This is a genomic window from Cupriavidus oxalaticus (assembly GCF_016894385.1).
Taxonomy (GTDB): Bacteria; Pseudomonadota; Gammaproteobacteria; order Burkholderiales; family Burkholderiaceae; genus Cupriavidus; species Cupriavidus oxalaticus.
Genome location: NZ_CP069812.1, coordinates 1,980,458 through 1,992,197, shown reverse-complemented (window position 1 = coordinate 1,992,197; position 11,740 = coordinate 1,980,458). Strand labels below are relative to the sequence as shown.

At 66.4% G+C, this 11,740-nt stretch carries 9 protein-coding genes; 2 read left to right on the top strand and 7 right to left on the bottom strand.

Annotation, left to right across the window (positions count from 1 at the left end):
- Window positions 1–4: 4 nt before the first annotated feature.
- Entirely contained in the window at window positions 5–472 is a 468-nt protein-coding gene (locus JTE92_RS21575) for a PaaI family thioesterase (protein WP_063237800.1), read from the top strand.
- Window positions 473–683: 211 nt separating this feature from the next.
- On the opposite strand, the gene JTE92_RS21570 is transcribed toward JTE92_RS21575, so the two are convergent.
- Complete coding sequence (locus JTE92_RS21570) at window positions 684–1,229, bottom strand: carboxymuconolactone decarboxylase family protein (protein ID WP_063237799.1); 546 nt, start codon at window positions 1,227–1,229, stop codon at window positions 684–686.
- 100 nt (window positions 1,230–1,329) lie between these two features.
- Here JTE92_RS21570 and JTE92_RS21565 point away from each other — a divergent pair, with 100 nt between their 5' ends.
- The gene (locus tag JTE92_RS21565) at window positions 1,330–2,346 is read left to right on the top strand and encodes an AraC family transcriptional regulator (RefSeq protein ID WP_232353295.1); all 1,017 of its coding nucleotides are present in this window, start codon (window positions 1,330–1,332) and stop codon (window positions 2,344–2,346) included.
- Between the two features lie 28 nt (window positions 2,347–2,374).
- Here JTE92_RS21565 and JTE92_RS21560 read toward each other — a convergent pair whose 3' ends face one another.
- The 6 genes from JTE92_RS21560 to prpB all read right to left on the bottom strand — a co-directional run bounded on the left by JTE92_RS21560 (window position 2,375) and on the right by prpB (window position 11,527).
- The gene (locus JTE92_RS21560) at window positions 2,375–3,508 is read right to left on the bottom strand and encodes an asparaginase (RefSeq protein WP_063237798.1); all 1,134 of its coding nucleotides are present in this window, start codon (window positions 3,506–3,508) and stop codon (window positions 2,375–2,377) included.
- A 213-nt stretch (window positions 3,509–3,721) separates the two neighbouring features.
- A complete protein-coding gene (locus JTE92_RS21555; RefSeq protein WP_063237797.1) occupies window positions 3,722–5,176 on the bottom strand; it encodes a bifunctional 2-methylcitrate dehydratase/aconitate hydratase in 1,455 nt (484 codons plus the stop codon).
- A gap of 26 nt (window positions 5,177–5,202) precedes the next feature.
- Window positions 5,203–6,393 (bottom strand): 2-methylaconitate cis-trans isomerase PrpF, encoded by a 1,191-nt coding sequence (prpF, locus tag JTE92_RS21550; RefSeq protein ID WP_063237796.1) that lies wholly within the window; start codon window positions 6,391–6,393, stop codon window positions 5,203–5,205.
- A gap of 221 nt (window positions 6,394–6,614) precedes the next feature.
- Window positions 6,615–9,227, bottom strand: a complete 2,613-nt coding sequence (gene acnD, locus JTE92_RS21545; protein WP_063237795.1) for a Fe/S-dependent 2-methylisocitrate dehydratase AcnD — start codon at window positions 9,225–9,227, stop codon at window positions 6,615–6,617.
- A 133-nt stretch (window positions 9,228–9,360) separates the two neighbouring features.
- Window positions 9,361–10,518 (bottom strand): bifunctional 2-methylcitrate synthase/citrate synthase, encoded by a 1,158-nt coding sequence (prpC, locus tag JTE92_RS21540; RefSeq protein WP_116386790.1) that lies wholly within the window; start codon window positions 10,516–10,518, stop codon window positions 9,361–9,363.
- 100 nt (window positions 10,519–10,618) lie between these two features.
- Window positions 10,619–11,527, bottom strand: coding sequence for a methylisocitrate lyase (gene prpB / locus JTE92_RS21535; protein ID WP_063238726.1), 909 nt, complete (start codon window positions 11,525–11,527; stop codon window positions 10,619–10,621).
- Window positions 11,528–11,740: the final 213 nt, after the last annotated feature.

Here is an 11,740-nt window from a genome sequence, read left to right as displayed (position 1 = left end):
CACCATGCCGCAAGCCATTGCCAGCCTCGTCCCATCGCGCCGCGATGCCGCCGTCGACCCCCGCATGCACGCGATGATCGACAACATCCTGCTGGGCTCGCCGGTCGCGCGGGCGCTGGGCGTGCGGCTGGCCGGCCTGGCGCCCGAACACATCGAACTCGAAATGCCGTTCCTGCCGACCAATGTGACCCATGGCAGCACCGTGCATGGCGGGGTCATTGCCACGCTGATCGATATTGCCGGCGCCGCGGCGGCAGCGTCGGGCGCCAATGCCGACGAAGTGAAGGGCGGGGCGACCAGTTCGCTGTCGATCCAGTACCTGGCGCCCGCGCAGGGCGCGGCATTGCGCGCCGTCGCGGCAGTGGTGCGGCGGGGCCGGCGGCAGGTGGCCACCGAGGTGTCTGTCTATGCCGAGACTGCCAACGAAGGCGTGCTGGTGGCAAAAGCGCTGATGAGCAGCGCCATGTTCTGAGTCGCATGGACCAGCGTAGACGCGCTGGTTGCTTAAAAATGCAATTAACCGCCGAAAATATTTCCCCCACACTATTGCGCGCCAGTGAACTGGCGCGGATCTGCTTCCAAGGGAAGGGCGGTCGGGCCGGACCTTCAGCAAAGCCCGTCCGATGACGGGCGCCCCGCGCGACCCGGCGTTGGGCATGCCGGCGCGCGAGGACTGAGCCCGTTCACGCGGCGGCGCGCAGGCTGATCTTCGGGAAATCCACCGGCACGGCGAAGGCGACGTTCACGTAGTTGGTGAACAGGTTCAGCGCCACGTGGGCCAGGATCTCGACAATCTGTTCATCGTTGAAGCCGGCTTCGCGAAGTTGCGCAATATCGGCATCCGTGACCTGGCCGCGGTCGTTGACCAGCTTGAGCGCGAACGACAGCGCGGCGGCGGTCTGCGGGTCCTGCGCGCGTCCGGCCTGCGCTTCGGACATTTCCTGCGCGGTCGCGCCGGCCTTGCGGCCAAGTGCGGTGTGGGCTGCCAGGCAGTATTCGCACTGGTTGCGGTCAGCAACGGCGACGGCGATCTTTTCGCCGAGCGCAGCGCCCAGGGCGCCGCTGCCCAGCGCGCCAAACGCGCCCCACATGCTGCGCAGCGCAGCCGGGGAGTTGGCAACGGCGCGGAACATGTTAGGCGTGGCGCCAAAGGCACCGTGGATTTCGTTCAGGAGGGCCTTGGCGTCGCCGGACGCGGTTGCGGCGGTGACGAGAGGAACGCGGGACATGACGGACTCCTTGGTACTGGTTTGAGAGAACAGGCGTTGCGATCGCCCTGGAACCCATTATGGTCGGCCATCGCGTACTATGAGATACGCAACGTCCTTCATGCATACCAATTCGTCCACGCTTGCCATGAATGCCCCGGTCGACCGCCTGTCCGCGCTGCTGGAGCGTTTCCGCGCCCGCGCCCACCTGTTCCACCAGGGTCCGCTGTGCGGGCTGACGCAATTCGCGGCGCAGCCCGGCCGCGGCTTCCTGCATGTGCTGCGGCGGGGCGACCTGGAACTGCGGCATCCGCCGGGCGCCGGGCTGCCGCCGACATTGCGCTTCGAGGAACCGACGCTGCTGTTCTATCCGCGCCCGATTCACCACATGTTCCACAACCCGCCAGTGGAAGGATCGGATTTCACCTGCGCGGCGCTGGATTTCGACGGCGGCGCGCGCAACCCGGTAGTGCGCGCGTTGCCGCCGCTGATTGCCCTGCCGCTGGCGCGCGTAGCCGGGCTGGAACAGGCCCTGGCGCTGCTGTTCGCCGAGGCCGGGCAGGTGCGCTGCGGCCACCGGCTGCTGGCGGACCGGCTGTTCGAAGTCGTGCTGATCCAGCTGCTGCGCTGGCTGATCGACCATCACCAGCAGGCCGGCATCCAGGCCGGACTGATCGCCGGGCTGTCTGACCCGCGCCTGGCGCGCGCGCTGGTGGCGCTGCACGAGGATCCCGGCGCGGCGTGGGACCTGCCGCGCATGGCGGAGCGCGCGGGCATGTCGCGCAGCGCGTTTGCCGCCGCGTTCCGGCGCATCGTGGGCCAGCCGCCGGCCGACTACCTGACCGACTGGCGGCTGTCGCTGGCGCAGGCGCAACTCAGGCTGGGCCGTCCGGTGAAATCTGTGGCGGTGGAACTGGGCTATGCCAATGCATCGGCGCTGTCCCGCGCATTCTCGGCGCGGCTGGGAGAGTCGCCGCGGCAATGGCTTGAGCGGGCGGAAGGTGGGGGAGAAGCGGAGAAAGAGGCGGAGAGAGAAGCGGCGCAGGCCGGGCAGCCATCGCCGGTTGGGAAAACCGCCGGTTTGCTCCCCTCTCCCGCGCACGGGAGAGGGGTCGGGGGAGAGGGCGGGAGCGTCTAGCGGCAAGACCGCCCGCCTCACGCCGCCATCAATATTTCCAGAAAACCTGCTGCAGCGCCTTCGGGTCGTTGGTCCTGGTCAGCGCCAGCGCCATCAGGATGCGCGCCTTCTGCGGCAGCTGGTCGTCGGTGACGATCCAGTCGTACTTGTCGTCCGGCTGCTCCGCATTGCGGATCACCACGCCGCTGCCCGTGCGCGAGGCACGCACGATCTGCACGCCCTTGGCGCGCGCGGCCTTGAGCGGCTCGACCATGTAGTCGCCGACGCTGCCGTTGCCGGTGGCGGCGTAGACGATGGCCTTGGCGCCGTTCCTTACCGCCGCGTCGATGCTGGCCGGGTTGACGTTGCCGTAGGCGTAGACCACGGCCACTTCAGGCAGCTTGTCGATCTTGTCGATGTCCCACTCGGTCTGCAGCGTGTGCGGGCGCGCCGGCAGGCGGTAATACAGCGAGCGGCCTTCCACCACGTAGCCCAGCGGGCCGAACGGCGAACGGAAGGTCTCGGTCTTGAAGGTATTGCTCTTGGTCACGTCGCGGCCGGTGTGGATCTCGTCGTTCAGCACCACCAGCGTGCCCTTGCCCTTCGATGCGGGATTGGAGGCCACCAGCACCGCGTCATAGAGGTTGAGCGCGCCGTCCGCGCCAAGCGCCGTGCCCGGGCGCATCGAGCCGACCACCACCACCGGCTTGTCGCTCTTCAGCGTCAGGTTGAGGAAGTACGCGGTTTCCTCGATGGTGTCGGTGCCGTGGGTGATGACGATGCCGTCGACATCCGGCTGCTTGAGCAGTTCCGACACGCGCTTGGCCAGCTTCAGCAGGCGTTCGTTGTTGAAGCTCTCCGAGCCGATCTGGAAGATCTGCTCGCCCTTGACGTTGGCGACCTTGGAGATTTCCGGGACCGAGGCGATGATCTTGTCGACCGGCACCACGGCGGACTGGTAGGCCGCGGTATTGATGGCCGATGCGCCGGCGCCGGCAATGGTGCCGCCGGTGCCGATGATGACGATATTGGCCTTGCGGGCTTCGGGCTGGGCCGTGGCCGGCGCGGCGGGCGCAGCGGCGGGCGGGGCGACCGTTGCCGGCTGTGCGTGGGCAGTGGCGCTGATCAGGCTGGCGGAAAGCAGGGCGGCGACCAGCGTAGTGGCGCGGGCAAAGTTCTTCATGGTTCTCCTCGGATGTTATACGGACGTGTAGGCACGTACAGGCACGATCGGAACGGCACGGCAGACCTTGTGGGTGGTGCGATGCGGTCCGTCTTCCTTCAACGGCTTGCCGCCGCGCGCGCGAGGGCGCCGGCCGGGCAGCGGCTGAGACTATACGTTAGGAGAATCTTCAGGGGTTATGCCGATTCGGCATGAAAATCCGCACCCGATAACCTAAATCGCATACATATCGAGGTAGTCGTTAACGGCGATCGCCTCCAGGCGAGCCTGGTCCAGCGATACCGACAGGATCGCCTGCTGCTGTTTCGGCGGAAAACGCCGCGCCAGGTTGGTGCGGAATTTCTCCACCAGCAGCGGGATGCCTTCGGCGCGCCGGCGCTTGTGCCCGAGGGGATATTCGACCAGCACTTCGTCCAGCACGGTGCCGTCGTTCAGCGTGACGGTCAGTGCATTGGCGATCGAGCGCTTGTCCGGGTCGTGGTAGTCGTGCGTCAGCGCGGGGTCTTCCAGGCAGGCGATCCTGCCGCGCAGCGCGTCGATGCGCGGATCGGCCGCGACGTCATCCTCATAGTCCGCGGCGGTCAGGCGGCCGAACAGCAATGGCACCGCCACCATGTACTGGATGCAATGGTCGCGGTCGGCGGGATTGCTGAGCGGGCCCTTCTTGTCGATGATGCGCAGGCACGCCTCATGGGTGCGGATGGTGATGGCTGCAATATCCGCCGCCGAGCGCCCTGCGCGCGCGAGCGCCCCGTGCAGCTGCATGGCCGCTTCCACCGCCGTCTGTGCATGAAACTCGGCGGGGAAGGAGATCTTGAACAGCACGTTCTCCATCACGTACGAGCCGTAGGGCCGCTGGAACCTGAACGGCTGGCCCTTGAACAGCACGTCATAGAAGCCCCAGGTCTTTGCCGTCAGCGCCGACGGGTAGCCCATTTCGCCGGTGCGCGCGATCAGCGCCAGACGCACCGCGCGGCTGGTGGCATCGCCCGCGGCCCAGCTCTTGCGGCTGCCGGTATTGGGCGCATGGCGATAGGTGCGCAGGCTCTGGCCATCGACCCAGGCCAGCGAGACCGCATTGATGATCTCGTCGCGCGCCAGCCCCAGCATCTGCGCGACCACGGCAGTGGAGGCCACCTTGACCAGCACCACGTGGTCCAGGCCCACCTTGTTGAACGAGTTCTCCAGCGCGATGCAGCCCTGGATCTCATGCGCCTTGATCATGGCCGTGAGCACGGCCTTCATCGTCAGCGGCTTGCGGCCGGCGGCGAGGTGATTGCGCGAGATCCAGTCGGCGGTGGCCAGGATGCCGCCGAGGTTGTCGGACGGATGGCCCCATTCGGCCGCCAGCCAGGTGTCGTTGAAATCCAGCCAGCGGATCATCGTGCCGAGGTTGAACGCGGCCTGGACCGGGTCGAGCTGGAACTGGGTGCCCGGCACGCGCGCGCCGTTGGGCACGATCGTGCCCGGGACGATGGGGCCGAGCAGCTTGGTGCAGGCCGGGTAGGACAGGGCTTCGAGCCCGCAACCGAGCGTATCGATCAGGCAGTTGCGGGCAGTATCGTAGGCGAGGCCGCTCTTGATCTCGTAGCGGGTGACATAGTCGGCGATGTCGACCAGCACCTGATCCGGATCGGGGCGTTGCGCGGACGGCGTGTCGGTGGACATGAACGGCCTCGCGGGAGGGGCTCAGCTCAGAACGCGTCGCCCGGCACGCGCACCCAGCCTTCCATCAGCACACGCGCGCTGCGGCTCATGATGGCCTTCCTGACCACCCATTCGCCGTCGACCAGCGCAGCTTCGGCGCCCACGCGCAGCGTGCCGGACGGGTGCCCGAAACGCACCGCGTTGCGCTCGCCGCCACCGGCAGCCAGGTTGACCAGCGTGCCGGGGATGGCCGCCGCGGTGCCGATGGCAACGGCTGCCGTGCCCATCATCGCGTGGTGCAGCTTGCCCATGGAAAGCGCGCGCACCAGCAGGTCTACGTCGGCCGCGGCTACCTTCTTGCCGCTGGAGGCGGTGTAGTCCACCGGGCTGGCCACGAATGCAACCTTGGGCGTGTGCTGGCGCTTGGCGGCCTCGTCCACGTCCTTGATCAGCCCCATGCGCAGCGCGCCATAGGCACGGATGGTCTCGAACATCGCCAGCGCCTTGGTGTCGCTGTTGATGGCGTCCTGCAGCTCGGTGCCGGTATAGCCGATGCTGTCCGCATTGACGAAGATGGTCGGGATGCCGGCGTTGATCATGGTCGCCTTGAGCGTGCCGACGCCCGGCACTTCCAGATCGTCGACCACATTGCCGGTCGGGAACATCGCGCCGCCGGCGCCTTCTTCCTCGGCGGCCGGGTCCATGAACTCGAGCTGCACCTCGGCGGCGGGGAAGGTCACGCCGTCGAGCTCGAAGTCACCGGTTTCCTGCACTTCACCGTTGGTGACGGGCACGTGGCCGATGATGGTCTTGCCGATATTGGCCTGCCAGATGCGCACGATGGCGACGCCGTTCTGCGGCACGCGGCTCGGGTCGACCAGGCCGGCGCTGATGGCGAACGGGCCGACCGCGGCGGACAGGTTGCCGCAGTTGCCGCTCCAGTCGACAAAGGACTGGTCGATCGAGACCTGGCCGAACAGGTAGTCGACGTCGTGGTCCGGGCGCGTGCTCTTGGACACGATCACGGTCTTGCTGGTGCTGGAGGTGGCGCCGCCCATGCCGTCGATCTGCTTGCCGTACGGGTCGGGGCTGCCGATCACGCGCATCAGCAGCGCGTCGCGGGCGGGGCCGGGGACTTGGGCGGTCTCGGGCAGGTCTTGCAGGCGGAAGAACACGCCCTTGCTGGTGCCGCCACGGATGTAGGTGGCGGGGATCTTGATCTGGGGTACGTGGGCCATGGGAATGAATGTCGTGGTTAGGTATGCGAAAGAAGCCGATTGAGCCGACACCCTTGGCGGAGGCTCCCCTCTCCCGCGAAGTGGGAGAGGGGTGGGGGTGAGGGTGGGAGCCCCCACGAAGTGATGCGCCTGGGTACTGCACGCGCTGCCCCTCACCCCCGGCCCCTCTCCCGCGCGCGGGAGAGGGGAGCAAACACTCGGCAACCAGTTACGCTGCGGTCCTAAGCCGCCGCCTTGTTCGACTCCAGAAAGTCCTGCGCAAACCGCTGCAGCACGCCGCCGGCCTCGTAGATCGACACTTCCTCGTCGCTGTCGAGACGGCAAGTCACCGGCACTTCCACGCGCTCGCCATTCTTGCGATGCACCACCAGCGTCAGCGTCGCACGCGGCTGGCGCTCGCCGATCACGTCATAGGTCTCGGTGCCGTCCAGCCCCAGCGTCAGGCGGTTCACGCCCGGCTTGAACTCCAGCGGCAGCACGCCCATGCCGATCAGGTTGGTGCGGTGGATGCGCTCGAAGCCCTCGGCAACGATCACTTCCACGCCGGCCAGGCGCACACCCTTGGCGGCCCAGTCGCGCGACGAGCCCTGGCCATAGTCCGCGCCGGCGACGATGATCAGCGGCTGCTTGCGGTCCATGTAGGTCTCGATCGCTTCCCACATGCGCACGACCTTGCCTTCCGGCTCGATGCGCGCCAGCGAACCCTTCTTGACCTGGCCATCGACCACGGCCATCTCATTGATCAGCGTCGGGTTGGCGAAGGTGGCGCGCTGCGCGGTCAGGTGGTCGCCGCGGTGGGTGGCGTACGAGTTGAAGTCCTCTTCCGGCAGGCCCATCTTGGCCAGGTACTCGCCAGCCGCGCTGTTCAGCAGGATCGCGTTGGACGGCGACAGGTGGTCGGTGGTGATATTGTCGCCCAGCACCGCCAGCGGACGCAGGCCCTGCAGCGTGCGCTCGCCGGCCAGCGCGCCTTCCCAGTATGGCGGGCGGCGGATATAGGTGCTCTGCGGGCGCCAGTCGTACAGCGGCTCCGCGCTTTCGCCGGTTTCCGCGGTCAGCGCGAACATCGGCTCGTAGACCTTGCGGAACTGCTCCGGCTTCACGCTCTGCCTGACGATCGCGTCGATCTCTTCGTCGGTCGGCCAGATGTCCTTCAGGTAGACCGGCTTGCCGTCGGGGTCGGTGCCCAGCACATCCTTCTCGATATCGAAGCGGATGGTGCCGGCGATGGCGTAGGCGACCACCAGCGGCGGCGAGGCCAGGAAGGCCTGCTTGGCGTACGGGTGGATGCGGCCGTCGAAGTTGCGGTTGCCGGACAGCACCGCGGTGGCATACAGGTCGCGGTCGATGATTTCCTGCTGGATCTTCGGGTCGAGCGCGCCGGACATGCCGTTGCAGGTGGTGCAGGCAAAGGCGACGATGCCGAAGCCGAGCTTCTCCAGGTCAGGCAGCAGGTTGGCTTCTTCCAGGTACAGCTCGACCGCCTTGGAGCCAGGCGCCAGCGACGACTTGACCCACGGCTTGCGCGTCAGGCCGCGCGCGTTGGCGTTGCGTGCCAGCAGCGCGGCGGCGATCACGTTGCGCGGGTTGCTGGTGTTGGTGCAGCTGGTGATGGCGGCGATGATCACGGCGCCATCGGGCATCAGGCCTTCGGCTTCCTGCGCGCGGGCCTTGTCCAGGTCCACGGCGATGCCGCGCTCGGCCAGCGCGGAGGTTGGCAGGCGCTTGTGCGGGTTGGACGGGCCGGCCATGTTGCGCACCACGCTCGACAGATCGAACTTCAGCACGCGCTCGTATTCGGCATTCTGCAGCGAGTCTGCCCACAGGCCAGCGGCCTTGGCATAGGTCTCGACCAGCTTGAGCTGCTCATCCGTGCGGCCGGTCAGGCGCAGGTATTCGATGGTCTGCTCGTCGATAAAGAACATCGCCGCGGTGGCGCCGTATTCCGGTGCCATGTTGGAGATGGTGGCGCGGTCGCCGAGCGTCAGGCTCGACGCACCTTCGCCGCGGAACTCCAGGTAGGCGCCGACCACTTTTTCCTTGCGCAGGAATTCGGTCAGGGCCAGCACGATGTCGGTGGCGGTGATGCCGGGCTGGCGCTTGCCGGTCAGCTCGACGCCGACGATGTCCGGCAGGCGCATCCACGAGGCGCGGCCGAGCATCACGTTCTCGGCTTCCAGGCCGCCCACGCCGATGGCGATCACGCCCAGCGCATCCACGTGCGGGGTGTGGCTGTCGGTGCCGACGCAGGTATCGGGGTAGGCCACGCCATTGTCAGCGTGGATCACCGGCGACATCTTCTCCAGGTTGATCTGGTGCATGATGCCGTTGCCCGGCGGGATCACGTCGACGTTCTTGAACGCCTTCTTGGTCCAGTCGATGAAATGGAAACGGTCTTCGTTGCGGCGGTCTTCGATGGCGCGGTTCTTCTCGAACGCCTGCGGGTCGAAACCACCGCATTCCACCGCCAGCGAGTGGTCGACGATCAACTGCACGGGCACCACCGGGTTGACCTTGGCGGGGTCACCGCCCTGGTCGGCAATGGCGTCGCGCAGGCCGGCCAGGTCCACCAGCGCGGTCTGGCCCAGGATGTCGTGGCAGACCACGCGCGCGGGGAACCACGGGAAATCGAGATCGCGCTTGCGCTCGATCAGCTGCTTGAGCGAATCCGCCAGCGTGGCGGGCTCGCAGCGGCGCACCAGGTTTTCTGCCAGCACGCGCGACGTGTACGGCAGCTTGTCGTAGGCACCCGGCTGGATGGCCTCAACCGCGGCGCGCGCGTCGAAGTAATCCAGCTTGGTGCCCGGTAGCGGTTTGCGGTTTGCAGAATTCATGGTGTAGGGAAATCTATATAGGTATGAAAAAGGGGTAGTGGTCCCCCATCGTTCGATGATGGCGACCAACTACCCCCTTTGCCCTCAGGCCCGGATCAATGCATCCCGACCCAGGGCAAACCGGCAGCCGGTCTTACTTGCGATCCTTGATCGGCACGAACTCCAGGTTCTCCGGGCCGGTGTAGTTGGCGCTCGGGCGGATGATCTTGTTGTCGATGCGTTGCTCGATGATGTGCGCGGCCCAGCCGGAAGTGCGCGCGATCACGAACAGCGGCGTGAACATCGCCGTCGGCACACCCATCATGTGGTAGCTCACCGCGCTGAACCAGTCCAGGTTCGGGAACATCTTCTTGATGTCCCACATCACGGTTTCCAGGCGCTCGGCGATGTCGAACATCTTCATCGAGCCGGCATCCTTCGACAGCTTCTTCGCCACTTCCTTGATCACCTGGTTGCGCGGGTCGCTGATGGTGTACACCGGGTGGCCAAAGCCGATCACGACTTCCTTGTTCTCGACGCGGCGGGTGATGTCGGCCTGGGCCTCGTCCGCGTTGTCGTAGCGCTTCTGGATCTCGAACGCGACTTCGTTGGCACCGCCGTGCTTCGGGCCGCGCAGCGCACCGATCGCGCCGGCGATCGACGAGTACATGTCCGAACCCGTGCCGGCGATCACGCGGGCGGTGAAGGTCGAGGCGTTGAACTCGTGCTCGGCGTACAGGTTGAGCGACGTGTTCATGGCGCTTTCCCACAGTGCCGACGGCTTCTCGCCGTGCAGCAGGTGCAGGAAGTGGCCGCCGATGGAGTCATCGTCGGTTTCCACCTCGATACGCTTGCCATTGTGGCTGTAGTGGTACCAGTACAGCAGCATCGAACCCAGGCTGGCCATCAGGCGGTCGGCAATGTCGCGCGCGCCCGGGGTGTTGTGGTCGTCCTTTTCCGGCAGCACGGTGCCCAGCACCGATACGCCGGTGCGCATCACGTCCATCGGGTGGGCGCTGGCGGGGACCCATTCCAGCGCGGCCTTGACGTTGGCGGGCAGGCCGCGCAGCGACTTCAGCTTGGCCTTGTAGGCGGCCAGTTCGGACTTGGTCGGCAGCTTGCCGTGCACCAGCAGGTGGGCGATTTCTTCGAACTCGCAGGTCTCGGCGATATCGAGGATGTCATAGCCGCGGTAGTGCAGGTCGTTGCCGGTACGGCCGACGGTGCACAGTGCGGTATTGCCGGCGGTGACGCCGGACAGCGCGACGGATTTCTTGGGCTTGGGAGTGACGAGCGGTTGCGCTTCGGACATCTGGGTCTCCTTGGTGTGATGCCTGGTGTTGCCTGTCTTTGTCAGGCGAACGGCCGGGAGGGAATATACCCGGCCCGGCCGCGCCTGCCTCTATGGTGTCTTACTTGCCCTTGCCTTGTGCGAACAGGGCGTCGAGCTTCTGCTCGAAGTCATGGTAGCCGATGCTCTCGTAGAGCTCCGAGCGGGTCTGCATGGTATCGACCACGTTCTTCTGCGTGCCGTCGCGGCGGATGGCTGCGTAGACATTCTCCGCGGCCTTGTTCATGGCGCGGAAGGCGGACAGCGGGTACAGCACCATCGATACGCCGGCGCTGCCCAGTTCTTCCGTGGTGAACAGCGGCGTGGCGCCGAATTCGGTGATGTTGGCCAGCACCGGCACCTTCACCGCGTCGACGAACTTGCGATACATGGCCAGGTCGGTCATGGCTTCCGGGAAGATGGCGTCGGCGCCGGCTTCCACGCAGGCCACGGCGCGCTCGATGGCGCTGTCCAGGCCTTCCACGGCCAGCGCGTCGGTGCGGGCCATGATGACGAAGTTCTCGTCGGTGCGGGCGTCGACGGCGGCCTTGATGCGGTCGACCATTTCACCCTGGGTGACGATTTCCTTGTTGGGACGATGGCCGCAGCGCTTGGCGCCGACCTGGTCCTCGATATGCATGGCCGCGGCGCCGAACTTGATCAGCGACTTGGTGGTGCGGGCCACGTTGAAGGCCGAGGCGCCGAAGCCGGTGTCGACGTCCACCAGCAGCGGCGTGTCGCACACGTCGGTGATGCGGCGGACATCGGTCAGGACGTCGTCCAGGTTGGAGATGCCCAGGTCGGGCAGGCCCAGCGAGCCGGCCGCGACACCGCCGCCGGACAAGTAGATGGCCCGGTAGCCGGCGCGCTTGGCCAGCAGGGCGTGGTTGGCGTTGATGGCGCCGACCACCTGAAGCGGATGCTCTTCGGCAAGCGCCTGGCGGAAACGGGCGCCTGCGGAGCGCGCGAGGTCGGAAGCGGAGTAGGTCATGGCGTTTGCTTGGCGTTTGCGTTGAGGTGAACAAGACGGAGCCATAAGCGCAAGGGCCGTGCCAGCCCTTGTGCGGGCGTCGGCAAAAACCCGGAAAGCCTTGTCATAGCTGGGCTGGCGGGCACCAGGGTAAATTTTCCCCGATGCCAGATGTCATCATTTCAGCACATTTGAATTTCACCTTCGCAAATCGTGAATTCAAAGTTGAAATCG